29 protein-coding genes are annotated in these 21,096 nt (G+C 69.7%); 21 read left to right on the top strand and 8 right to left on the bottom strand.

Features of this window, described 5'->3' with window-relative positions; genetic code table 11:
• Positions 1-170 precede the first annotated feature (170 nt).
• Together AB0Q90_RS23240 and AB0Q90_RS23235 are read left to right on the top strand one after the other, a co-directional pair.
• A complete protein-coding gene (locus AB0Q90_RS23240) occupies positions 171-1,436 on the top strand; it encodes an amidohydrolase family protein (protein ID WP_363159197.1) in 1,266 nt (421 codons plus the stop codon).
• Positions 1,437-1,503: 67 nt separating this feature from the next.
• Positions 1,504-2,160: an SDR family oxidoreductase gene (locus AB0Q90_RS23235; RefSeq protein WP_363159198.1), complete on the top strand. Its 657-nt coding sequence runs from the start codon at positions 1,504-1,506 to the stop codon at positions 2,158-2,160.
• Between the two features lie 95 nt (positions 2,161-2,255).
• On the opposite strand, the gene AB0Q90_RS23230 is transcribed toward AB0Q90_RS23235, so the two are convergent.
• From AB0Q90_RS23230 to AB0Q90_RS23220, 3 genes are all read right to left on the bottom strand, one after another.
• The gene (locus tag AB0Q90_RS23230) at positions 2,256-2,468 is read right to left on the bottom strand and encodes a hypothetical protein (RefSeq protein ID WP_363159199.1); all 213 of its coding nucleotides are present in this window, start codon (positions 2,466-2,468) and stop codon (positions 2,256-2,258) included.
• 113 nt (positions 2,469-2,581) lie between these two features.
• A complete protein-coding gene (locus AB0Q90_RS23225) occupies positions 2,582-3,010 on the bottom strand; it encodes a DUF6233 domain-containing protein (protein WP_363159200.1) in 429 nt (142 codons plus the stop codon).
• A gap of 176 nt (positions 3,011-3,186) precedes the next feature.
• Positions 3,187-3,765: a TetR/AcrR family transcriptional regulator gene (locus AB0Q90_RS23220; protein ID WP_363159201.1), complete on the bottom strand. Its 579-nt coding sequence runs from the start codon at positions 3,763-3,765 to the stop codon at positions 3,187-3,189.
• Between the two features lie 133 nt (positions 3,766-3,898).
• Here AB0Q90_RS23220 and AB0Q90_RS23215 point away from each other — a divergent pair, with 133 nt between their 5' ends.
• Positions 3,899-4,936: an aldo/keto reductase gene (locus AB0Q90_RS23215; protein ID WP_363159202.1), complete on the top strand. Its 1,038-nt coding sequence runs from the start codon at positions 3,899-3,901 to the stop codon at positions 4,934-4,936.
• Positions 4,937-5,696: 760 nt separating this feature from the next.
• Here the strand turns inward: AB0Q90_RS23215 and AB0Q90_RS23210 are convergent.
• Positions 5,697-5,828 carry a hypothetical protein gene (locus AB0Q90_RS23210; protein WP_363159203.1) on the bottom strand — a complete coding sequence of 44 codons (132 nt, stop codon included), beginning with the start codon at positions 5,826-5,828 and terminating at the stop codon, positions 5,697-5,699.
• A 442-nt stretch (positions 5,829-6,270) separates the two neighbouring features.
• Here AB0Q90_RS23210 and AB0Q90_RS23205 point away from each other — a divergent pair, with 442 nt between their 5' ends.
• Positions 6,271-6,915, top strand: coding sequence for an HAD family hydrolase (locus AB0Q90_RS23205; protein WP_363159204.1), 645 nt, complete (start codon positions 6,271-6,273; stop codon positions 6,913-6,915).
• On the opposite strand, the gene AB0Q90_RS23200 is transcribed toward AB0Q90_RS23205, so the two are convergent.
• The 4 genes from AB0Q90_RS23200 to AB0Q90_RS23185 form a co-directional block, all read right to left on the bottom strand.
• A complete protein-coding gene (locus AB0Q90_RS23200) occupies positions 6,912-7,757 on the bottom strand; it encodes a DUF1932 domain-containing protein (protein ID WP_363159205.1) in 846 nt (281 codons plus the stop codon). The genes AB0Q90_RS23205 and AB0Q90_RS23200 overlap by 4 nt on opposite strands.
• Entirely contained in the window at positions 7,754-8,326 is a 573-nt protein-coding gene (locus tag AB0Q90_RS23195; protein ID WP_363159206.1) for a guanylate kinase, read from the bottom strand. The genes AB0Q90_RS23200 and AB0Q90_RS23195 overlap by 4 nt, the downstream gene beginning before the upstream one ends.
• Before the next feature lie 11 nt (positions 8,327-8,337).
• On the bottom strand, positions 8,338-9,360 hold the full coding sequence (locus AB0Q90_RS23190; RefSeq protein ID WP_363159207.1) for an AAA family ATPase: 1,023 nt from the start codon (positions 9,358-9,360) through the stop codon (positions 8,338-8,340).
• Between the two features lie 234 nt (positions 9,361-9,594).
• On the bottom strand, positions 9,595-9,945 hold the full coding sequence (locus tag AB0Q90_RS23185) for a GntR family transcriptional regulator (protein ID WP_363159435.1): 351 nt from the start codon (positions 9,943-9,945) through the stop codon (positions 9,595-9,597).
• A 491-nt stretch (positions 9,946-10,436) separates the two neighbouring features.
• Here AB0Q90_RS23185 and AB0Q90_RS23180 point away from each other — a divergent pair, with 491 nt between their 5' ends.
• The 17 genes from AB0Q90_RS23180 (at position 10,437) to AB0Q90_RS23100 (ending at position 21,077) form a co-directional block, all read left to right on the top strand.
• Positions 10,437-10,817, top strand: coding sequence for an RNase adapter RapZ (locus tag AB0Q90_RS23180; RefSeq protein WP_363159208.1), 381 nt, complete (start codon positions 10,437-10,439; stop codon positions 10,815-10,817).
• A gap of 88 nt (positions 10,818-10,905) precedes the next feature.
• Positions 10,906-11,088, top strand: coding sequence for a hypothetical protein (locus tag AB0Q90_RS23175; RefSeq protein ID WP_363159209.1), 183 nt, complete (start codon positions 10,906-10,908; stop codon positions 11,086-11,088).
• 98 nt (positions 11,089-11,186) lie between these two features.
• Positions 11,187-11,363, top strand: coding sequence for a hypothetical protein (locus AB0Q90_RS23170; RefSeq protein ID WP_363159210.1), 177 nt, complete (start codon positions 11,187-11,189; stop codon positions 11,361-11,363).
• 194 nt (positions 11,364-11,557) lie between these two features.
• Positions 11,558-11,827 carry a DUF6284 family protein gene (locus AB0Q90_RS23165; protein ID WP_363159211.1) on the top strand — a complete coding sequence of 90 codons (270 nt, stop codon included), beginning with the start codon at positions 11,558-11,560 and terminating at the stop codon, positions 11,825-11,827.
• Complete coding sequence (locus tag AB0Q90_RS23160; RefSeq protein WP_363159212.1) at positions 11,824-12,108, top strand: hypothetical protein; 285 nt, start codon at positions 11,824-11,826, stop codon at positions 12,106-12,108. Before AB0Q90_RS23165 ends, AB0Q90_RS23160 begins: the two co-directional genes overlap by 4 nt.
• Positions 12,105-13,178 carry a conjugal transfer protein gene (locus AB0Q90_RS23155; protein WP_363159213.1) on the top strand — a complete coding sequence of 358 codons (1,074 nt, stop codon included), beginning with the start codon at positions 12,105-12,107 and terminating at the stop codon, positions 13,176-13,178. The genes AB0Q90_RS23160 and AB0Q90_RS23155 overlap by 4 nt, the downstream gene beginning before the upstream one ends.
• Complete coding sequence (locus AB0Q90_RS23150) at positions 13,178-13,921, top strand: DNA methylase (RefSeq protein WP_363159214.1); 744 nt, start codon at positions 13,178-13,180, stop codon at positions 13,919-13,921. Before AB0Q90_RS23155 ends, AB0Q90_RS23150 begins: the two co-directional genes overlap by 1 nt.
• Positions 13,918-14,325, top strand: a complete 408-nt coding sequence (locus AB0Q90_RS23145) for an RRQRL motif-containing zinc-binding protein (protein ID WP_363159437.1) — start codon at positions 13,918-13,920, stop codon at positions 14,323-14,325. Before AB0Q90_RS23150 ends, AB0Q90_RS23145 begins: the two co-directional genes overlap by 4 nt.
• A complete protein-coding gene (locus AB0Q90_RS23140) occupies positions 14,322-14,525 on the top strand; it encodes a hypothetical protein (protein WP_363159215.1) in 204 nt (67 codons plus the stop codon). Before AB0Q90_RS23145 ends, AB0Q90_RS23140 begins: the two co-directional genes overlap by 4 nt.
• Before the next feature lie 2 nt (positions 14,526-14,527).
• Positions 14,528-14,845, top strand: coding sequence for a hypothetical protein (locus AB0Q90_RS23135; protein WP_363159216.1), 318 nt, complete (start codon positions 14,528-14,530; stop codon positions 14,843-14,845).
• A 2-nt stretch (positions 14,846-14,847) separates the two neighbouring features.
• Positions 14,848-15,147 carry a hypothetical protein gene (locus AB0Q90_RS23130; protein ID WP_363159217.1) on the top strand — a complete coding sequence of 100 codons (300 nt, stop codon included), beginning with the start codon at positions 14,848-14,850 and terminating at the stop codon, positions 15,145-15,147.
• Between the two features lie 119 nt (positions 15,148-15,266).
• Positions 15,267-17,384: an ATP-binding protein gene (locus AB0Q90_RS23125; protein WP_363159218.1), complete on the top strand. Its 2,118-nt coding sequence runs from the start codon at positions 15,267-15,269 to the stop codon at positions 17,382-17,384.
• 252 nt (positions 17,385-17,636) lie between these two features.
• Entirely contained in the window at positions 17,637-17,831 is a 195-nt protein-coding gene (locus tag AB0Q90_RS23120; RefSeq protein WP_363159219.1) for a hypothetical protein, read from the top strand.
• Positions 17,832-17,844: 13 nt separating this feature from the next.
• Entirely contained in the window at positions 17,845-18,309 is a 465-nt protein-coding gene (locus AB0Q90_RS23115) for a hypothetical protein (protein ID WP_363159220.1), read from the top strand.
• An 88-nt stretch (positions 18,310-18,397) separates the two neighbouring features.
• Positions 18,398-19,306 (top strand): bifunctional DNA primase/polymerase, encoded by a 909-nt coding sequence (locus tag AB0Q90_RS23110; protein ID WP_363159221.1) that lies wholly within the window; start codon positions 18,398-18,400, stop codon positions 19,304-19,306.
• Positions 19,303-19,641 carry a hypothetical protein gene (locus AB0Q90_RS23105; protein ID WP_363159222.1) on the top strand — a complete coding sequence of 113 codons (339 nt, stop codon included), beginning with the start codon at positions 19,303-19,305 and terminating at the stop codon, positions 19,639-19,641. Before AB0Q90_RS23110 ends, AB0Q90_RS23105 begins: the two co-directional genes overlap by 4 nt.
• Positions 19,638-21,077: a phage/plasmid primase, P4 family gene (locus AB0Q90_RS23100; RefSeq protein WP_363159223.1), complete on the top strand. Its 1,440-nt coding sequence runs from the start codon at positions 19,638-19,640 to the stop codon at positions 21,075-21,077. Before AB0Q90_RS23105 ends, AB0Q90_RS23100 begins: the two co-directional genes overlap by 4 nt.
• Positions 21,078-21,096: the final 19 nt, after the last annotated feature.

Below are 21,096 nucleotides of genomic sequence, written 5' to 3'. Positions count from 1 at the left end.
TCATCCCAGGCGCCTCAGCAGCCTCCACCGCGGGCCCTCCGGACGGTGGACCACACCGGTACGACTATTGCGTTCCTCCCGGCTGCGGGCGGATCGCCACCCTAGGCTCGACTCACTCTGCGTGATCTTGTGTCCTCCGCGCAGCCCGAGCACCGAGCACCTGGAGCGCGATGCCCGACAGCCAGCCCCAGCCGCCCCATTCCTCGTCCTCGTCGTCCTCCTCGGGGCCGTCCGATCCGGCCGCTCTGCTGCTGTGCGGGGCACGTCTCACCGACGGCCGGACCGTGGACGTCCGGCTGGGCGGCGGACGCATCGAGGCGGTGGGCACGGCCGGGAGCCTGGCGGCCGGCGGCACGCGCGCGTGCGGCGCGCGTGTGGACCTCAGCGGCTATCTGCTCCTGCCGGCCCCGGCCGAGCCGCACGCCCACGGCGACACCGCGCTGTCCGCCGATACCGACGGTCCCGTCTCCTACGACCCTCAGGACGTCCAGCGCCGGGCGACCGAGGCGGCTCTGCTCCAGCTCGGGCACGGGGCCACCGCGGTACGGGCACACGTGCGCGTGGGCGACGTCCAAGGGCTCGGCGCGCTGGCGGCCGTACTCCAGGCGCGGCGTTCGCTGCGCGGGCTCACGGAGTTGACCGCGGTGGCGATGCCGCGGCTGCTGACCGGTGTGGCCGGGGCGGACGGGCTGGCGATGCTGCGGGACGCGGTGAAGATGGGCGCGTCCGTGGTGGGCGGCTGTCCGGATCTGGACCCCGATCCGACGGGCTATGCGGAGGCGGTCCTGGAACTGGCCTCCGAGCACGGCTGCCCCGTCGACCTGCACACGGACGCCGCCGACCCGGCCCGCCTGTCCCGCCTCGCGGCGATGGCCGGCGGACTGCGGCCCGGGGTGACCCTGGGCCCGTGCGGCGGTCTGGGGCGGCTGCCCGCCGACGTGGCGTCCCGCAGCGCGGACCAGCTCGCGGCGGCCGGGGTGACGGTGGTGTGTCTGCCGCAGGGCAGTTGCGGCGGCGTGGAGAAGCGCGGCACGGCGCCCGTACGGCTGTTGCGCGCGGCCGGCGTGCGGGTGGCCGCGGGGAGCGGCGCACTGCGGGACGTGTCCAACCCGGTGGGGCGCGGCGACCCGTTGGAGGCGGCGTATCTGCTGGCGTCCCGTTACGGGCTGCGCCCCGAGGAGGCCTACGACACGGTGAGTTCGGCGGCGCGGACGGTGCTGGGCCTTCCCGAGGTTCGCGTGGAGGCGGGCTTCCCGGCCGATCTGCTGGCGGTGCGCGGGGATCGGCTGGCGGGGGCGTTGTCGCTGGCGTACAGCCGGATCGTGGTGCATCGGGGGCGGGTGGTGGCGCGGACGAGTGCGGTGCGGGAGTACTGCAACTCGGCTGCTGCGGTGGAGTTGGGGCTGCCTCGGCAGGGGCGGGGGGAGGTGTCTTGAGGTGGGCGTTGTCTTGAGGCGCCTGGTCGTGCGGCGGATGCGGCTGTGCGGGCGTACGGTCGAAAGCATGCGCATTGTCATCGCTGGTGGTCATGGTCAGATCGCGCTGCGGCTGGAGCGGCTGCTCGCCGCGCGCGGGGACGAGGTCGCGGGCATCATCCGCCACGCCGGGCAGGGCGACGACCTGCGGGAGGCGGGCGCCGAACCGGTCCTGCTGGACCTGGAGTCGGCGTCGGTCGAGGAGGTCGCGGCGCATCTGCAGGGCGCGGATGCGGCGGTCTTCGCGGCGGGCGCGGGCCCGGGCAGCGGGGCGGCCCGCAAGGAGACGGTGGACAAGGACGCGGCGATCCTGTTCGCGGACGCGGCGGTCCGGGCGGGCGTACGCCGGCACGTGGTCGTCTCGTCGATGGGCGCGAATCCGAAGCACGAGGGTCGCGAGGTCTTCGACGTGTATCTGCGCGCGAAGGGCGAGGCGGACGAGTACGTGCGCGGCCTGGACGCCCTCGACTGGACGATCCTGCGCCCCGGCATGCTCACGAACGACGCCGGCACCGGCCTGGTCCGCCTGGAGGCGCACACGGGCCGCGGCCCGGTCCCCCGCGACGACGTGGCGGCCGTACTGGCGGAGCTCGTCGACACCTCCGCGACGGCCGGGCTGACGCTGGAGTTGGTCAGCGGGTCGGCGCCGGTTGCGGTGGCGGTGAAGTCGGTGGCGGGGAACTGAGGGTGACCGCGGAGGGGGCGCGACCGTGCTGAACGGGGCGGGGCGGCCGTATGTACGACCGACCGTTCACCCGTTGGTTCGTCCGTCCGTCCGGGTCAGAACAGCGGCATCTGGCCGGGGAATTCGGGTACGACGTAGCCGTCCAACGACGGTTGGGGTGCGCCGATCCGGGCGGGCCGACGGGATCCGGGGCACGAGACGAGTTCCCCGTTGGCCCGCGCACCGGGCGGGTCGTGCCGCGCGTACCGCCCGGCGACCACGGCGATCTCGCGACGGCACTCGGGGCAGCTTCTGCGACGACTGGACATGAGGTCAGTGTGCCTCGGGTGGGCCGGAGTTGTGGGATGGGGCGGACGGGGAGTCCGGCAGGGAGTCAATGCCGCTCCGGTCGGGCCGGGTCCACGCGCCGCGCGCCGCGCCCCTAGTCCAGAATCCCCAACTCGCTGTCCGGGCGGCAGAATCCGCACGGTTCGATGTTCGGGTCGGTGAGGGCCACGCGGGCTTCGTGGGCCTTGATCGGGTGAGGGGTGCCCTCGATCATCGTGCAGTCGTCGACGTGGATCGTGGCCGGTTCTGATCCATGAGGCGTGCGCTTCTGCTCGACGACGTAGCCGGTCGACGAACGCTCCCTGCGGTTCAGTGCGAAGGACGGGGCAACCGCGGGTCTCCGCGGGGGCTGTTCCGGCTTGGGCGGGCGCGTCGGGTGGTCCTCGGCGCGTACGAGGGCCGCGCGCACGGCATCTCGTTGGAGGCGCAGGTAGATGCTGACGGTCTCGTTCTCGGCGATCCGTGCGTCGAGGAACGCGAGGATCGCCCGGAGACGCGAGGCGTCAGGCGGCAGCGCGGGCATGGCCGGCCCCGCCCTGGCGCGCGATGCGGCCGGTCACCGCCCGTCGCCCCCTGTTGCTGCTCCATGCCTGCCGCGCCTGGACGAGGTGGTCGGGGAACGGTCGCATGGCGCGATTCAATCATGTGTTCGATTTATTGGGCCATCGGGCGGACCGCTTGCGCATCGCGCTCACGCCCTCAAAGGTGGCCGCCGCCCGCCGGACGCAGGCCGTCGAGTGCGACCCGCAGGATCGGCTCTACGTAGTCGGCCTCGCCGTTGATCGCGGCGATGGCGATGACCATGTCGCAGATCTGCTCCAGGGTGAGATCGTCGCGCACCTCGTGCGCCTCCTGCGCGGCGACGAGGAGCGGTCGGCCCGCGGCCAGGACGCGCGAACGGTTCTCGCTGAACACCGGGTTGTCGCTGCCGGAGTCCGCGAGCAGTTCGCCGGCGATGTCGCGCTTGCTCGCGAAGTAGGCATAGAACCGGTGCAGCCAGGCCGTGAGCACCGCTCCCGGCGTCTCGCCGTCGACGGTCTCCGCGGCCTCGCAAATGGCGCTGACCTCATCGACGTAGAGGGCTTCCAGGAGCTCTCGGCGGCCGGGGAAGTTGCGGTAGAGGGTCGCCATGCCGACTCCGGCGCGGCGCGAGATCTCGGCCATCGACACCTGGGCACCGGGCTCGGCGAACGCGGCGCGAGCGGCGGCGAGGATCTTGTCCCTGTTGCGCTCGGCGTCGGCGCGTCTGGCCGGGGCGGGCTTCTGGTCCGAGGTCATCTCAATCCCCGATTCTTAAGTGGATAGGCTATCCAGTTATCCGTTAGGCTGAACGGACAGGCTATCCGTTTCCATGCGGAGCCCGATTCTATCCACCTGCCGCGACGCGGTCGCGGTGGCTTGAGGAGCCTCCATGGACTACCGACCTCTCGGACGCACAGGCGTCTCCGTCAGCCGGCTGTGCCTCGGCGCGATGATGTTCGGCGCCTTCGGAAACACCGACCACGACGACTCCATCAAGATCATCCAGCGCGCCCTCGACGCCGGAATCAACTTCATCGACACCGCCGACTTCTACTCCGGCGGAGAGTCGGAACAGATCGTGGGCAAGGCGCTCACCGGCGGGCGGCGCGAGAACGTCGTACTCGCCACGAAGGTCGGCCTGCCGTTCGGCGAGGACCCCAACGAGCGCGGCACGTCACGCCGTTGGATCACCAAGGCGGTCGACGGCTCACTGCGCCGACTGGGGACCGACTGGATCGACCTCTACCAGGTCCACCGCCTCGACCCGACCGTGGACCTCGACGAGACCCTGGGCGCGCTGTCCGACCTGGTCCACGCCGGCAAGATCCGCATGTTCGGCGCGTCGACGGTCGCCGGTTCCGAGATCGTCGAGGCCCAGTGGACCGCGGAGCGCCGCGGCCGCGAACGGTTCCGCACCGAACAGCCCCCGTACTCCCTGCTGAACCGCGCCATCGAGTACGACGTCCTGCCGACCTGCCTGCGCCACGGCATGGGCGTCCTGACCTACAGCCCCCTCGCCGGCGGCTGGTTGACCGGTCGTTATCGCAAGGGGCAGGAGATCGCCGGGCCGGGCTCGGTGGTCCGCAAGAGCCGTTTCCCCGCGACCTACGACGCCGGCTCCCCGGCGAACGCGGCAAAGCTGGACGCCGCCGACGCCCTCGGAGCACTCGCCGACGAAGCCGGAATCACACTCATCCAGATGGCGATCGCCTTCGCCACCCACCACCCCGCGGTCACCTCCGCGATCGTCGGCCCGCGCACCATGGAGCACCTGGAGTCCTACCTGACGGCCGACGGCATCGAACTGTCCACCGACGTGCTCGACCGCATCGACAAGATCGTGCCGCCCGGACACACCATCAACGTCGCCGACAACATGTGGAACACGAGCACCGCTGCGCTGGGCGCGGCGTTCCGTCGGCGGTAGCGGGACGAGAAACCCGACAAACGAAGAGACCCCCTCCGCTCTGCGTTTCCGCAGTTCGGAGGGGGTCTTCCCCAGTGTGGCGGCGCCAGGATTCGAACCTGGGAAGGCTGAGCCGGCAGATTTACAGCGGGCCGATGGTCTAGCCCGTGAGCAGGCCTTTCCTCAGCTCACGGCATCGCTGGGGAACGCCTGGGGGAAGTCACCCTTGAAACCACTTGCCGCACACGAGCAATTGGACATGCACCGGGCGGCGCACGCCGCTGCCTGACGTCTGCCCCTTGAGCGGCACGCGCACCGGTTCAGGACACCCCGATTGTCAGACCCTGCCGGTAGGGTGCCTGGCTCATATTCGGAACCGGTGATTCCGAACGTCCTTCACCTGACGAACCCTCGGCAAATCACCCCATACGACGCCGCTCGGGTGTGCAGTACCTCACTCCATCCGGTATGTGAAGTGCGTCACTCTATCCCTGGAAAACCACTTCCAAGCTGGACCGTTACCGGAATTTAAGACTCGAACTACGCAGATCAACATGGGCTACCTGTCGCACAACCCATGCAACACAAGGCAAGATGGGGGCGTCGTCCACCCCGAGTGTGACACGGGTCACAAGTATCCGTATTCACTTGCGTACGCGACGGTAACCAGCATGCGGACATACGGAAGACCTCACCCGAGCCGGCCAAAGCATCAAGGTGAGGCCTCCCTCAGCACGCCGTTTGCAGCGCGGCCCCGACCGCTAGGTCGGGGCTTTTCGCGTTACTGGGGCCAGTTCTGCACGATCTCGTAGATCGTGCGGATCATCAGCTCCAGCCACAGGGAGGCCTGGTTCGCCCCATCCCGCCTGCTGCAACACGGGCAGTGCCCCTCCGACTCGAACTGCTCAGCCATCGGGATCTATCACCTCATTCCGTGGGGCCTACGGGTTTCGCAGGTCCCGTGGAGGGCCCACAACCTTTCGTGAGCTCCCCGGGGAGGCACGACTGCGCGCGAACCCCTGAGGTGATGAGATGGCGGCACACTACCCGAGCACGGCGGGAAGCGACGTTTCGTCAAGCTCCGACCCATACAAGCTCGTCGGGCACTGCGTGCCATTGGAGGCAATGCCTCATGACACTCAGATGCAACTCAAGCGGGCTTCAAGCCCCTTAGCTGGCCAGTCTTCTGACGGTACGTCTGATACCGGGTGCCAGTTCCCGTAGGGGCCGTGCCGAACGTCACACAGGGAGCGCGCGTACGGGGTGAACGTGCGCCCCCCTTAACCCCGTGCAGCGCAGCCGCACCCGGCGTCGTACGACTCCCCCGCGTGTAGCCCGTCGCGTACGGTCGCTGTGTGCTGGCGCTCTTCGATCTGGACAACACCTTGATTGACCGCCGCGGGGGCATGGAGGACTGGGCTCGATGTTTCGTGCGACGCAGAGGACTGGAGCCGCAAGCCGTGGCAGTGGTCTCGAACCGACTCAATGAGCGGGCCTACCCCACGGACTTCGTCCACCTCCGGGAAGTACTCGGCCTCAGAGATGAGCCGGGTGACCTGTGGCGAGAGTACGTCGACGGCGTGGCCCGGTTGGTGCGCCCCTTCCCTGGGGTTCGGGAGGGGCTCGAAGCGCTGCGCCGCGAGGGGTGGACCCTCGGTATCGCGACGAACGGCGCGGGGGACATCCAGCGGGCCAAGCTCGACATGACTCGGCTCGCCTCGCTCTTCGACGGCATCTGTGTCTCGGAGGAGGTGGGGGCCCGGAAGCCGGAGCGCCGGCACTTCGAGGCTGCGGCGGCGGAGTGCGGCGCGCTGCTGAGCGACGGAGCGTGGATGGTGGGCGACAACCCCGACACGGACATGGTCGGGGCGAGAGCGGCGGGGCTGCGGACGATATGGGTGGCCAACGGCCGTGAATGGGCCGATGGCCTCCGCAAGCCTGACGCTCTGGTGCAGCGCGCTGCGGAGGCCATCGAGATGCTGCAAGAGGTGAAGGGCTAGGTCACGGGCGGGCCCGTGTGCAACGTCTCTACGACGAGTGCGAGATCAGGAGACGTGTCCTTGAGACCTGACCATCGCTCCATCACGGTGGCTGCGGCGTGAGCCAGATCAGATGGAAGTCCCGACTCTTCGAGGGCGTGAGCCGCTTCCCTCATCTCCGGGCCCCAGCGCCATGACCGAGCGGCGACCTTCGGGAAGTACGCCGTCTCTGCTAGGTAGCTGGTCGTACGACCTTGGGCGATATCGAGTAGTTCAGCCTCCACGCCGTGGTCGCTGGCGAGGGCGTAGGCGACGGCTGCTAGGGCGCGGCTTGCCTTCTGGTAGCTGCTGTACGACAGCTTGAGAGCGGATGCCTGCCCGATCCCGCCAGTGAGGGCGATTGCCTGAACAGCGGTTCCGGTGAAGAGCCGGGTGACCGGGGGCAGGGCGTCGGCCGGCCCGGAGAGGTAGAGGCGAGGGCTCTTCGAGTCCGACGGAGGGGACCCGATCACGGAGCCGTCCACCACGACCGCCCCGGAGCGCTGCACGATGGCGCTGATGTTGGCCATGGTCGCGGGGGAGACAGCGTTTCCGTCGACGTAGATGCGGGCGTACGAGCATGCCGCGACGGCCCGCGCCACGTCTTCGGCGACGGCCGGCGGACACAGGCTCAGGATGATGTCGGCCCGCTCGGTCATCTCACTCAGCGCTCGCACTGGCGTGAGTCCGTACCGCTCGGCACGCTCCTTGCTGCTCGCGCTGCGTCCGGCCGGACACCACAGAACCTCAGCACCCGAGCGCCGCGCCTGAGCGGCCACGGCGGCCCCCATGCTGCCCGGGTGCAGAATGCCGACCGTCGTCATCCGACAAGCTCCCGGATGTTCCGTCGCTCGGCTGACGCGGCGGCCGAAAGAGCTTCGATGATGGCGTTGGCCGACTCGGTCGGGCTGAGCTGGTCGGTGCGGAGGGTGAGAGTCCACGGTTCGGTTTCGTGGGCCAACAGATCCTCTCGGGTCTCGTGCCAGACCTTCACCCGGGTCTCTACGTCCCTGTCCCCGCGGCCGACTGAACGCGACTCCGTGACGTTCAGGGGGCACCACAGGAGCACCCGAATCCAGTGCAGGGGGAAGGTGGCCACCGCACCGGCACCCGCGACCTGCCCCATGTGAACAACGGGGATGCGGTCGGCGTCGGCCAAGGCCGCGACGCCCTGCCGGTCGATGGCGTAATCAGCGTCGTAACGGGTGTTGCGGTAGAGGAGTTCTCCCGCGCGCGCAAGTTCCTCGATCTGCTCGCTGGTCGCGAGCCGGTATCCCGTCGTGCGCCCCGGACCGGCCTTGAGCCGCTCAAAGAGCGCGAACTCTGGACGGAGCCGTGTCAGCTCCCTCGTGATGGTGTCCTTGCCGGAACCAGGGGGGCCGTAGAGGATCACACCGGATGCCGTCATAGGTCACCGCCACTCAGCACATCGCGCGCTTCGTCGACAAGCGCGACGGCCGCGCCAAGGCGGTTGTCAACGACGAAGTGCGGGCCCTGCGGACGCAACTCCAGGTTGAGCGACGACAGGTACTCGTCCCACGCCTCCATCTTCCACGCGTCGCGGGCGGCGCCGCGGAACTCGATGTACTCCCGCATGGATTCAGGGTCGCATTCAACCCAGATCGTTGCGACGGAAACACGCTTCGAACGGCATCGATTCTGGAACCGCTGCATCCAGTCGGCTTGCGAAAACTCCGAGATGAACGGCGCGTCAAGAATGGTGGAAATTCCACAGTCCACGTTGTCCCAAGCCGCTTCCATGAGGCAGCGGTATTCCAAGGGGCGGACCTTTTCGCGATAGAGAGCGGAACTCCGATCGTGCGGTTCCCCACCGAGCGCAACCAACAGTTGGTCGACGAGTGGACGCGTCAGGGAGTCCTTGTCGAGGATCGGCCACCCGGTCAACCCGCCGAGGAATTTTGCGAACTCGGACTTCCCGGAACCGGCGAAACCGCCGACCAGTACGACCGTGGGGCCATCGGTGACACCGCCACTCGTTCGGCGCCGCCATGCGTCGACTACTCGGTTTCGGAGTGCCTCGCTGTCGACGTCGTCCGTTCCCCCTCGAATGCTGCTGAGCGCCTGCCGCACGGCGTGCGGCTGTTCGTCGTGGGTTTGTGCTCGTGGCGTAGGGAGTTGTACGGCGGCGGATTCCACGGGGGCATCCTCTCCGGGCAGGGCTCGACGGAAGCCAAGTTGCGCCTCATTGCGTCGATAGAGTCGGCAATAGGCCCGCCGGTAATGCGGACCCGGGTATACCGACCCTTTCTCGTGACCCCAGATGGTTTGGAAGTTTGCGGCAATATTGAAGCCGTGACGCTCCGCAATATCGCGGAGCTTTTCCCCCGTGTCTTCCAGGGTGAGCCCGATCTGTTCGCGGTGCTTGCGAAGAAGTTCAGGATTCCAATCCGGGTGCTGCCGAGCCATCTGCCCCTCCTAGATAGCTACTCGGAGCCGCGAGTGTAGCGGTCCAAGTAGCTCCATGGAACGTCGTGATAGTGCATGTATAAGCGGATGTGTAAAAGCTCCGGAACTTTCTCAGGTAGTGGTACGTGATACCGGTTTTCACGCCGCGGCTGTGAAGTAGTGCACACACCGAACGAGGAGGTGCACATGCCCCACGCCACGACTGTTCAGGCCTCATCCCGGCTTGCTGGAAGCTCAGCTTCCTTCGAGCGTCGCGACGCGCCGGCGCAGCTCCCCGACCTCCGTGCGCAGCTTCTCGACTTCCTTGCGCAGCTCCGTAACGGTCCCGACCGGATCAGCGAGTTGCGCGGCGCGGTCGGCGTCGGGCGTCAGGAAAGCGCCCTTGCCCTGGTGGCTGACCGCAAGACCGTCCGTCGTCAGTTGACGGATGGCGGCGCGGGCAACAGTCACTGTGACCTCGTAGCGCTTCTGGATCTGCGCGAGCGAGGGAAGCTGTCCGGTCTTGGTGAACTCGCCATCCGCGATGCGTTGCCGCAGGTCATCGGCCACCTGCTGATAGGCGAACTTGCCGGTCCACTCGACCATCTGCACCCCAAGTCTTGTCGCGTTCTCTGCCTCATAGTGCCCGTGCCTCAGAGGTAGAACCAGCGCCCCACGCTGCTTGTTCCGCGAGGGGACTTGACGGACTCTGCCTCACAGTGCACTCTGAGGCAGAGTTGAGAAAGCGGCTCACCCCGGAAGGGGTGGAGAGCTTGAACAACCTGTTTGACCTGCAAGAACACGCCCGACGGGTCCCGTCCCGCAAGGACGGGAGCCCCTGTGACCAGGGGTTACCACGCTCGCCGGAAGCGACTGCGCCTTGAGAACTCAACAGCGTGCCGAGGGAGCCCGTCCCCCCTTCGCAAGCAAGAGGGCGGGCGTGCACGGGTTCTGTCCTGTGCGCGGTACAGCGCCACATCAACCCTCTCCGCCGCAGTTCGCGGCGGCCGGTTGCCTCCCCCGCCCGTCCGGCCGTTTCGGCCGTACGAGCGGGGCGTGGGGAGCCGGAACACCCCTTTCAACTCCCTGGAGTTCTCATGGCTGTTGTTGAGATCGTTTCGTTCGGCTACCTGCACGATGCGCCGCCCGCCGCGCACCTGACGATCGACCTGCGCCAGCACTTCCGCGACCCGCACGTAGCCCCCGAGCTGCGGTACATGACGGCCGATGACGAGCCGGTCCGTACCGCGGTGCTGAACACGCCGGGCATCACGGCCCTGGTGGAGGCCACCGCCACGGCCGTGGCCGCGTTCGCCTCCGGCCCCAGCGCCGGGACCGTGACGGTTGCCGACGGATGCGCCGGCGGACGCCACCGCGCCCCGACCTTCGCCCGCGCCCTTGCCGACCGGCTGACCGCCGCCGGGCACCGCGTGAGCGTGCGCCACCGGGACCTGGACAAGGACGTCGTCCAGCGCTGACCGCTGCCCGCGTCGCAGGTCCCGCACCTGCGGCAAGGGGAGCCGTCAGACGGCCGGCCCCATCCAGCGATCCAAGGAGCGTTCGTTCATGGGCAAGCACACCGACATCACGGTCACCACCACCGACTCCGGCGAGACCGTCATCCAGTCCAGCACCACGACCACCGACGCCGACGGCCACACCCACACGGCCACGCACACGGCCGTCCTCGGCCCCGGCACCACGGTGATCAACGGCGACAACCACACCGGCATCAGCCAGAACTTCTGAGCGCCACCAGCCCCGGCATCCAGCCGTGAGGGCGCCGTATCGAATGCGGCCCGGGGCACTGCACCACCACCATCGACCGCCTGTGAGAGGAACCCACAGTGGCTTTCAACCTCGACCCCAATGACGAGAACGTCCGCCACGCCGAATGCCGAGCCATGGACGACCGGGCACATGCCGCGGCGAACGCCTGCGGCTATGACAGCTTCGACGCCGAAATGTACCGCGGATTCGCGGCGGCCAAATGGCAGGAGTTCCAGGAGGACTTCGGTAAGTGATCCATGTATTACCGCCCCGGCTACCTGCCGCGAGGGCGCGGGATCGAATCCCGCCCGGGGCACTCCGGCCACGGCTCAGTGGCCGTGCCGCGCGCGGTGCGCGCGGCTCTTTCTCCTTCAACGGCGCGCGGCTCCCGGGGTGCCTCCCGGGAGCCGCTGTTGGGCCGTTCCACCTTCGAGAGGAACCACGACCCATGAATCCCATCGTCACTGTTCAGGACGCTGTTACCGCGTTCGCCGACTTCATCGAGCCAACGGATGCGGAACTGGACGCGATCCAGCAGGAGATGCCCGCGATCCTCGCGGACATCGACCTGCTGGATGCGTACATCACCACCTTGGACCGCACGCCGACCGAGCTGGACAACCGGCGCATCCGTCGGGCCCGGCACCGGATGCTGAGCGTGAGGCTGGCCCTCGCCAACGCCACGGCCGCAACGCTGCTGCCCGGCGGTGCGGCGTGAGTGCCCGCCGCGAGAGGTGGTGGCGGCTGGCCGCCGCCGTGCTGTCGGCCGCGGGTGTGGCCCCCGTCGTGGTGACCGCGTTCGTCCACACCCTCCCGTTGCCCGCTGTCGCGGTCGGTGCGGGCTGTCTGCTGCTCTCCTGCTTCCTGTGGGCCCTGTCCGCGCCGCCTTTGCCGGACACGGTCGGGCCGGACGCCGGCGATGCCGAGGAATGGATGGGTGAGCGGTTCCTGTGGGAGCCGGGCGACCTCGACGACAACGGCGAGGGGGCCCGGCGATGAACCGCACGCCGCTGACCAGGACGCAGAAGACCGTGCTGACGGCCGCGTTCGTGCCCATGCTGGCCACCGGCATCGCTGGCGGTATCGGTACGTTCAGCAACATCGGCCACGTCTACGGCACCGGTACCGCGCTGGGCGCGGTGGCGGCCGGTGAGGGCGCCACGGCCGTTCTCGGGCTGGTGCTGCTGGGGCTGACCATGCTGGGGCAGTCCTCGCCGTGGCCGGTCCGCGTCGGGCTGTGGGCGCTGCCCGCCGCCGCGTCGGTGATGGCCGCGATGGCGGGCCCGGACGCCGGGCGGACCGTGATCTACGCCGTGACCCCGATGGGCATGTGCGTGGCCGCGGAGGGCATGGCCTTCCTCGCCCGCCGGATCGTGGTCCACACCGACGGCCGTGACGCGGAAGCCGAACGCAGGGCCGCCGCCGTCGTGCAGGCGCTCGCCTACCACCGGGCCCGCGCGGCCAACCACCCCGACGCCAAGGTGCGCGAGCGGTCGGACCGTAAGTCGTGGCGGCTGGCGCGCAGGGTCGGCGTCGGGGATGTGGCGCTCGGATCGAGGCTGCTCACCGTGCAGCGCGATCGGGTCACCGACGGGGCGGACGCGGCCCTGTCCGCCATGTTCGCGGGCATCACGAATGCGGAGGAATCCACCGAGAGCGTGAGGATTCGGTCTACGGCTGACCTGCCGGAATCGACCCCCCAGCCGATCACGGCAACCGTCGTGCGGGTGCCCGACCCGGTCCCGGTCGACCTGGGCAAGTCGTCCCTGCCGCTCAAGCCGGTCAGGGCGATCGAGTCGGCCCCGACCCGTCCGGGCGTGCAGCGCACGGTGCCCGCGGAGTCGACCCGTCCCCGCCGGGCGACCGGTCGGGTACCGGAGGCCGCGAGGTCGCCCCGGCCCAAGCGCACGGCGGCGCAGTTGCTCGATGAGGCCCGCAGGGCGACGGCCGATTGGCCGGACGCCCGGCTGACCGCGGAGGGCATCCGCCGGGCCGTGCACACCTCGCCCGCGAACGCCCGCATGCTGCGCGAGACGCTGCGTGCGGAGCGCGGTTTGGCGGTGGCGTGATGCGCCGGCCGCGGGTGCTGGATCTGTTCTGCTGCGCGGGCGGGGCCTCGATGGGCTACTGGCGTGCCGGGTTCGACGTGGTCGGCGTGGACATCGTCCGACGCCCCGCCTACCCGTTCGAGTTCGTCCAGGCTGACGCGCTTCAGGCGGCGCGGGAGATGTGCCAGGACTTCCACCTGGTCCACTACTCCCCGCCCTGCCAGGCATCGTGTGCCCTGACCCGGGGCACCAACCGGGGCCGCCGCTCGCACACCGACCTCATCCCCGCCGTGCGCCAGGTGTGCGAGTGGTACGGCGTCCCGTACGTCATCGAGAACGTCCAGGGCGCGAACCTGCGCAAAGACCTGCTGCTGTGCGGGGAGATGTTCGGCCTTTCGGTGCTGCGTCACCGCTACTTCGAGCTCGGCCTGTACTGGCGCCCCGCTCCGGCCGTGCACAGGCCCCATCGGGGTCCGGTGCGCGGCTGGCGGCACGGGGTCTGGCGGGACGGCCCGTACATCGCCGCGTACGGCAAGGGCGGCGGCAAGGGCACCGTCGCGGAGATGCAGCAGGCCATGGGCATCACCTGGACGAACGTCCACGAGGAACTCACCGAAGCGATCCCGCCCGCCTACACCGAACACATCGGCCGCGACTTCATCGCCGACGGCTGGAACGCCCGGCGGGTGCCGTGTCCCGCCACGCGGCTGCGCCTGCTGGCCCGCCCCGTCCCGCATCCGTGTGAGCTGGGGGTGGCGGCCTGATGGCCGCCTACGGCAAGTGCTTTGACCCCTCCGGCGCCCGGTTCGGGGTCCCCACGTTCCCGTGGCACTTCGCCCCGGACGGCTACGCCACCCGCCGCCAGCTGCGCGAGCGCGGGTTACGGCCCGGCGGCCAAGCGGTCGCCGCTCAGGTGATGCGCCAGCACCGGGGCCGCAAGGCGGGGGTGCAGGTCGCCTACCTCTACCGCGAGGACCTGGCCAAGCCGGTCCGGCCGATGACGTCGCGGAAGTGGGGCGCGCTCGCGTTGGCGATGCTGGCCCGCCGCACCTGCCCCAAGTGCCAGATCACGTACGGCTACTGCCTGCCGACCTCGCTCGGCATGTGTCTGCTGTGCGCCTACCCCAATCCCCCGGCTACTGGTTCTGACCTGGGAGGTCAGCCGTGAAGTCTTCCGTCTGCGAGTCGCCGGGCGACGACCACGCCCGCACCGAGCGGCTGCTGGATGCCGCCGACATCGCCTTCGCGTACGACCCCGCCACCGGCCTTGCCGCGGACTTCGAGGCGGTCGTCATGGAAGGCCTGTTGGCCGACCAGGGCGTGTCCGTCTATCCGCCCGCCGGCCACACCTACCCCAGGAGGGACTGACCATGGCCAAGGCCAACACGCGCCGCCTGGACAAGGAGATCGACAAGACGCGGCGCAAGATCGAGGCGGTTCACAACGAGGAGATGTGGCCGCTGACCGGTGCCGAGCGCCGCCAGGTGACACGCGCCCTGGTGGGCGGCTCGTACAAGGTGATGCGGGGCAAGGACGCCGGACGGGCCGAACGCAAGCTGGAGTCGGTGTGGCAGATGGTCGTCACCCGGCTGACCGCCGAACTGGCCGCGTTGCAGGCCGAGCGCCAGCGCCTCATCAACGAGCACGCGAGGGCCAAGGCCGCGACGAAGTCCTCGGGCTGGTGGTGAGCATGGACGCCCGCTGTCCCGCCGCCCATCCCGAAGACCCCACGCCCTGCGTCGGCCCGGTGGTGGTGACCGTGCTGGATGCGGTCAATGCCGGCGCCGACGGGTGCGAACACCACGGCGTCCGCCTGCTGGCGTCCCTGGAGGGCGGACGCGTCCACGCGCTGCCCGACGCCCCCGCGGGGGCTGCACTCCGGGTCTTCAAGGCCGCCGACGGCACCCGCCCGTTCTGCTGGATCGACGGCCCGCGCACCCTGCCGTCTCAGCTCAGCCGCGCGGAGTTGCGTGCCCGTCAGGGCCGCTGACCCGCGCCGCCTGTTTCGCTCTTGCCGCTCCGGGGTGGCCCTCGTCTGCCAGGACCCGGCCACCCCGGCGCATCTCTTCAACTCCCGCCCCGATCGGGGCAGTCAGGAGACACCCCAGCATGACCGAGAACGTCGTCCACCTCCACAAGAACCCCGAACCCCCGGCCCCGGACGCGTCCGTGACCACCTTGACCGTGGTCGCGGATGCCCCGGCCGCGCCGGTTGTGCCGCTGTGGGTGCGCTCCGGCCGCGCCGCCCGCCGCATCGCCACCGATGAGCGCACCACGACCGCCGCCCGCGTCATCGCCCGGCACGGCCTGTACACCCTCAACGGGGGCCGGATCGTGGCCCGCCGCACCTGGGACGGACGGACCGGTGCCCGCTACGAACGCATGCTCCGCGCCGCCGAAGCGACCGGCAACTACGAGGTCGCGGAGGAGTGGGAGGAGCGCCTCCAGCGCTTTCGCGAGGCCCGCCACCGCCGCCGCATGGACCTGCTCCACTCGCCCGTGGACGTCGCCAAGGGCGCCGCCGTCGGCACCGGCATGGGCATCGGCGTGCTGGTCGCCCTCGGAATCGTGATGGCCTTCAACACCAAGGACGCGTCCGACGTCATCACCCCGCTGTCGGCCACCGTCGACTTCATCGGCGCGCTGATCCGGATCGTGCAGGTGGTGTGGGGCCCGGCCGTCACAATCGGCCCGCTGCTGGCCCTGCTCGCCCTGTGGGCGGTCGGCCGGCACCAGCAGGCCGCCCCGCAGTGGGCGCTGCCCGCCAACCTCCGGACCGGCGAGGGCGAGCCGATCACCCCGTCCATCGTCGTCAAGGCCCTGCGCGACCTCGGGGTGCCCGCCCTGCGCAACGCGATCAAGGAGATGGGCGACGCCGGAGCGTCCATGCTCGGCCCGATCACCATCGCGGGTTGCGGGGTGGAGGTCGACGTCACCCTTCCGTCCGGCGTCTCCACGATCGAAGTGCAGAACCGGCGGCGCAAGCTCGCGGAGAACCTGACCCGGCACGAGCACGAGGTGTTCATCACCATCCCGACCGCCGCCCGCACGGTCCGGCTGTGGGTCGCCGACTCTGGCGCCCTCGATGAGCCGATCGGCCCGTCCCCGCTGGTCACCGACGAGACGATGACCGCCGACTACGCCAAGGGCAAGGCTCCGTGGGGTCAGGACCTGCGCGGGGACGCCGCCGCGCTGAGCCTGTATCAACGCCACCTGCTCATCACCGGCCTGTCCAACCAGGGCAAGACTGTTGCCCTGCGTTCCCTCGCCCTGTGGCTGTCGCTGGATCGGTCAGTGCAGTTCCTCATGGGCGACCTCAAGGGCGTGGGCGACTGGGCCATGTTCGACGGCCTCGCCACCACCCTGATCCAGGGTCCGACGGACGAGCACGTCATCCAGGTGACCGAAATGGTCGAGGGCGCGGTGGAGCAGATGAACCGTCGCATCCAAGCGCCGCCCGGCACCACCTTCCCGCCGCTGATCGTGCTGGTGGACGAGGCGCAGGTGGCGTTCATGTGCCCGGCCAAGGACGACGCCAAGCGCCCCTACGGCGGCGCGAAGGCCAACTCCCGCTACTTCATGGCCGTCCGGAAGATCCACAACCAGGGCCGTGCGGTCAACGTCCTAATGTGGCAGGGCACCCAGGACCCCACCAACGAGAACCTGCCCAAGCTGGTCCGCGAGGGTGCCCACACCCGCGCCTCCCTCGCGCTGGGCACGGAGTCACAGGCCCGCATGGCGCTGGGGGACAAGGCGGTCGACGGCGGCGCCGCGCCGAACCTGCTGCGTCCGGGCCTGGATCGGGGAACCCTGGTCGTCGCCTCCGACGGCATCGCCATTCCGGCCGGCCAGTCGTCCATCACCGTGCGCACGCACTACATCGACGACGACGCGGCCACCGTCATCACCGACCGTGCCAAGGCGCTACGCGACGGGGTCACCACCCTGCACGCCATCGAGCGCGGCGAGGAGCGTGACTCGCTCGCCGATATCGCAGCCGTCATCGGCGACGTGCCCCGGCTGTTCACGGCCGACGTCCTCAAGCGGCTGGCGATGCTGAACGAGGACGCCTACGGCGGCTGGACGAACGGCGACCTCAAGCGGGTGCTGGAGGCGGAGGGCGAGGAGCCGAAGAAGTCGCACGGGCGCATGGTCGTCCACCGCGATCACGTCCTCCGGGCGCTCGCCAACCGCGACGAGAAGGGTTCCGCTTCCGGCGTCGAGTAGCGGGGAGGCAGACCCGTCCGCGCCGGGGAGGCGGGGAGAACTCCCCAACCACCTCCCCGCCCCGCCTCCCCCACGCCGATCAGCGGAAACATCGTTTCGGGGAGGCGGGGAGGCACGCAGGTCAGCACCCGGGAAACCCCCTCCAGGAGTCTCCCGCAAGGGGGTGCCTCCGCCTCCCCGACCCCCCTCCGGAACGGATTCCGCTTCCCGCCCGAACATCCCCGTTTTCACTCACCTGTCTAGGAGCGTCCCATGGCCGTGACCATCTCCCTTGCCGCGATATTCGGGCTGATCCTGTTCGGCCTGCTGCGCAGCCGCGACCTCGGTTACGGCGCCGCGTTCGTCGCCGTGATGTTCGGCTTCTTCCTCGCCTCCACCGGCGCCGCCAGTCCCATCAACGACGTCACCGGCTCCGTCGTCCGCACCGTCGAAGACATCGACTTCTAGGAGAGCGCAGGCCATGACCAGCCCCACCCCCTACCGCCCGTACGAGCCCACGGCGGTGGAAGTCCACCACCCCACGCCCCTCACGCCCGCCGCCGTGACGCCGGCGCACCTCGTGCCCGTGCAGCCGGGCACGGTTCCGTCGGTGGCGAGCATCGTGCTGCCGGACGGCCGTGTCGTGACCGGCTACGCCCTGGAGCCCGCCAAGCCCGAACCGGCGGTCGCCAAGCCCCCCGTCTCCCGCGCGGCGGTCAACGTCGCCCTCGGCGGCGTCGGGTTCCTCGCCGTGTGCGGCGGCCTGCTGCTGCTCACCACCTTCATCACCGCCCTGACCGCGCTCATCAGCCAGCTCATCACGTTGGCCGCGATCTGCTTCGGCGGATTCATCGCCGTGCAGATCTTCAAGCCGCACGGCCACCAGGGCGGCAACACCTTCCACATCCGCAAAGCGATCTTCAGGCGCAACCACTTCCACGGCTAGCTACGCCAAGGGCGGCCCCCGCATCTCGCCAAAGAACCGGGGCCGCCCTTGTCAGCCAGAACCCTTCAAGGAACTGGAGACATCCAGCATGACCCATGACCCCCGCCCAGCGCTGCTCCGCGCTGCGCTGGACGCAGCCGAACGCGGCTGGCACGTCTTCCCCCTCCGGCCCGGCACCAAGCGGCCCGCCCTGCACGGCGAGACCTCCTGCCCCCGCACCGGCCCGTGCACGAACGGCCACCTGAAGTGGGAGCAACGCGCCACCACCGACCCCGACCGCCTCCAAGCCGCCTGGACGCGCGGCCCGTTCAACGTCGGCATCGCCACCGGACCCTCCGGCCTGCTCGTCGTCGACCTGGACGTGCCCAAGGACAAAGGCAGTTCGGACGCGCCTTGCGGCGCGGCGACCTTCGCAGCGCTCTGCGAGCGCGCCGGGCATGCCGTCCCCGACACCTACCAGGTGCGGACCGCGAGCGGCGGTGAGCACCTGTACTTCACCGCCCCGGAGGGCGTGCGGCTGACCAACACCGCAGGAACCATCGGCGAGTTGGTCGACACCCGTGCCCGCGGTGGCTACGTCGTCGCGGCGGGCAGCACCACCCCCGTCGGAGCCTACGAGGCGCTGTGCGGCCCCGTGGCGGCCCCGCTGCCCCCGTGGCTGCTGAGCATGCTGCAACCCGCCCCCAGGCCCGTACAGGCCCCCTCAGGGGCCGTAGCGGGGCAATCACGCCGATATGCGGATGTAGCGCTCGCTAGCGAGACCCGAAACGTGGCCACCGCCGCCGACGGCACCCGCAACGCCACACTGCTGCGGGCCGCACGCGCCCTGGGACGGCTGATCTCGTCCGGCGACCTCACCCGCACCGTGGTTGAGCAGGCTCTTAGGGAGGCGGCGGGGGCCAACGCCACACAGCCCCAGCGCTACTACGACGACGTGATCAGGCGCGGACTGGACTGGTCCATCGCCCACAACCCCGGGCGCCGGAGGTCGGCATGACCACCCTCCCCCCTGCCTCTAAGAGCCTCACCACCGCCACGGACGGCCCGCGCGCCGCCGAACCGGCTGTAGAGCAACCGGCCGTGGGCGAGCCGACAGGCGTCGCCCGTGAGGGCGTCCTTTCTGCAGCCCTTCGTTCTGACCCGGACACGGTCATCATCACCGGCATCTGGCCCGGTCTCCAGGTGCAGTTCACGCAGCCTCCGGTCGCGGACTGGCTGTGTTCCTGCGGCCACCACGAACGCGCTCGCGGTCGCCCGGCCGTCATCGAACTGACCACCCGCGTCGGCCACTGCCCCCACTTCACCAGTGCCGAGGGGAGGGCCGCCGCATGAGCGAGGACCTGGAAGAACTGCCCGCGCCCTCCAACCCGTTGGCCGTCGCCCGCCGTCTCCTGCCGGACTGGCAGACCGAGGACGGACACCTGGTGTGCCGACGCTGGCGCGGCTCGTGGATGCGCTGGACCGGCACCTGCTGGCGGGAGCTGGACGAAGACCAGATGCGCGCGAGCATGTACACCCGGCTCGAACACTCCATCTACCAGGCTCCCGGCAAGGACGGACAGACCGAGGAACGCGCCTGGGCACCCACGAAACAGAAGATCAGCAACCTGCTCGACGCGCTGGGCGCCATCACCCTGCTGCCTACCGACACCGACGCCCCCACCTGGATCGACGGCAGGGGTGAGCCGGACGACGGGACGATCGTGGCCTGCCGGAACGGGCTGTTGCGCATCCGGGACCGTGAGCTGTTGCCGCACGGGCCCGGGTTCTTCAACCTCGTCTCCGTCCCCTTCGCCTACGACCCCGCCGCGACCGCGCCGACCTGGGAACGCTTCCTGGCGCAGATCTGGCCCGACGACCCGGACGCCATCGCCGGACTCCAGGAGTGGTTCGGCTACGTGCTGTCCGGCCGCACCGACCAGCAGAAGATCCTGCTCATCGTCGGCCCGTCCCGCTCCGGCAAGGGCACCATCGCCCGTGTCCTCAAAGAGCTGGTCGGCAAGGAGAATCTCGCCGGGCCGACACTGGCCGGACTGGGCACAAACTTCGGCCTGTCCACCCTGGTCGGCAAGCCCCTCGCGGTCATCTCCGACGCCCGGCTGTCCGGCAACGACAACAGCCAAGTCGTCGAACGCCTGCTGACCATCTCCGGCGAGGACACCATCGACATCGACCGCAAATACCGCGCCGTGTGGACCGGCAAGCTCCCCACCCGGCTGGTGATCCTCTCCAACGAACTGCCGCACTTCGGCGACTCCTCCGGCGTCATCGCCCGCCGCTTCGTCCTGCTCAACATGCGCGTGTCCTGGCTGGGCAAGGAAGACCCCACCCTCTTCGACCGGCTCACCGCGGAAATGCCCGGCATCCTCAACTGGGCACTGGAGGGCCTCGCCCGCCTCCAGCGCACCCGGCGGATCACAGAACCCGCCTCCAGCCGCGAAGCGGTCACCACCATGCAGGACACCGCCTCACCCACCAGCGCGTTCATCCGCGAACGCTGCACCACCGGACCCACATGCAGCGTCCCCGTGGACGCCCTGTGGACGGTCTGGCGGGAGTGGGCCGAGGACAACGGCGTCCGCCCCGGCACGAAACAGGTCTTCGGCCGCAACCTCCTCTCCGTCGTCCCCCAGCTCAGCCGCTCACGCCCCCGCGACGCGTACGGCCGGCAGGTGGTCACCTACACCGGGATCACGCTGAACGCGTCCGAACCACATTTGCCTGAGTCGCGACTCATCGCGTCTCAAGCCTCCTCTGAGTGCCGCTGAGTGCCGATGAGTCGCGACT

It is taken from the genome of Streptomyces sp. NPDC079141 (genome assembly GCF_040686775.1).
Lineage (GTDB): Bacteria > Actinomycetota > Actinomycetes > Streptomycetales > Streptomycetaceae > Streptomyces.
This window is presented reverse-complemented; position numbering and strand designations above follow the sequence as displayed.

Coding starts and splice junctions, on each gene's coding strand:
- AB0Q90_RS23135 (WP_363159216.1), top strand. CDS start 14,528: ATGGCCAAGGCCAACACGCGCCGCCTGGACAAGGAGATCGACAAGACG.
- AB0Q90_RS23230 (WP_363159199.1), bottom strand. CDS start 2,468: ATGTCCAGTCGTCGCAGAAGCTGCCCCGAGTGCCGTCGCGAGATCGCC.
- AB0Q90_RS23175 (WP_363159209.1), top strand. CDS start 10,906: ATGGGCAAGCACACCGACATCACGGTCACCACCACCGACTCCGGCGAG.
- AB0Q90_RS23220 (WP_363159201.1), bottom strand. CDS start 3,765: ATGACCTCGGACCAGAAGCCCGCCCCGGCCAGACGCGCCGACGCCGAG.
- AB0Q90_RS23180 (WP_363159208.1), top strand. CDS start 10,437: ATGGCTGTTGTTGAGATCGTTTCGTTCGGCTACCTGCACGATGCGCCG.
- AB0Q90_RS23110 (WP_363159221.1), top strand. CDS start 18,398: ATGACCCATGACCCCCGCCCAGCGCTGCTCCGCGCTGCGCTGGACGCA.
- AB0Q90_RS23210 (WP_363159203.1), bottom strand. CDS start 5,828: ATGGCTGAGCAGTTCGAGTCGGAGGGGCACTGCCCGTGTTGCAGCAGG.
- AB0Q90_RS23185 (WP_363159435.1), bottom strand. CDS start 9,945: ATGGTCGAGTGGACCGGCAAGTTCGCCTATCAGCAGGTGGCCGATGAC.
- AB0Q90_RS23120 (WP_363159219.1), top strand. CDS start 17,637: ATGGCCGTGACCATCTCCCTTGCCGCGATATTCGGGCTGATCCTGTTC.
- AB0Q90_RS23190 (WP_363159207.1), bottom strand. CDS start 9,360: ATGGCTCGGCAGCACCCGGATTGGAATCCTGAACTTCTTCGCAAGCAC.
- AB0Q90_RS23155 (WP_363159213.1), top strand. CDS start 12,105: ATGAACCGCACGCCGCTGACCAGGACGCAGAAGACCGTGCTGACGGCC.
- AB0Q90_RS23125 (WP_363159218.1), top strand. CDS start 15,267: ATGACCGAGAACGTCGTCCACCTCCACAAGAACCCCGAACCCCCGGCC.
- AB0Q90_RS23215 (WP_363159202.1), top strand. CDS start 3,899: ATGGACTACCGACCTCTCGGACGCACAGGCGTCTCCGTCAGCCGGCTG.
- AB0Q90_RS23105 (WP_363159222.1), top strand. CDS start 19,303: ATGACCACCCTCCCCCCTGCCTCTAAGAGCCTCACCACCGCCACGGAC.
- AB0Q90_RS23130 (WP_363159217.1), top strand. CDS start 14,848: ATGGACGCCCGCTGTCCCGCCGCCCATCCCGAAGACCCCACGCCCTGC.
- AB0Q90_RS23165 (WP_363159211.1), top strand. CDS start 11,558: ATGAATCCCATCGTCACTGTTCAGGACGCTGTTACCGCGTTCGCCGAC.
- AB0Q90_RS23100 (WP_363159223.1), top strand. CDS start 19,638: ATGAGCGAGGACCTGGAAGAACTGCCCGCGCCCTCCAACCCGTTGGCC.
- AB0Q90_RS23200 (WP_363159205.1), bottom strand. CDS start 7,757: ATGACGACGGTCGGCATTCTGCACCCGGGCAGCATGGGGGCCGCCGTG.
- AB0Q90_RS23240 (WP_363159197.1), top strand. CDS start 171: ATGCCCGACAGCCAGCCCCAGCCGCCCCATTCCTCGTCCTCGTCGTCC.
- AB0Q90_RS23225 (WP_363159200.1), bottom strand. CDS start 3,010: ATGCCCGCGCTGCCGCCTGACGCCTCGCGTCTCCGGGCGATCCTCGCG.
- AB0Q90_RS23115 (WP_363159220.1), top strand. CDS start 17,845: ATGACCAGCCCCACCCCCTACCGCCCGTACGAGCCCACGGCGGTGGAA.
- AB0Q90_RS23235 (WP_363159198.1), top strand. CDS start 1,504: ATGCGCATTGTCATCGCTGGTGGTCATGGTCAGATCGCGCTGCGGCTG.
- AB0Q90_RS23150 (WP_363159214.1), top strand. CDS start 13,178: ATGCGCCGGCCGCGGGTGCTGGATCTGTTCTGCTGCGCGGGCGGGGCC.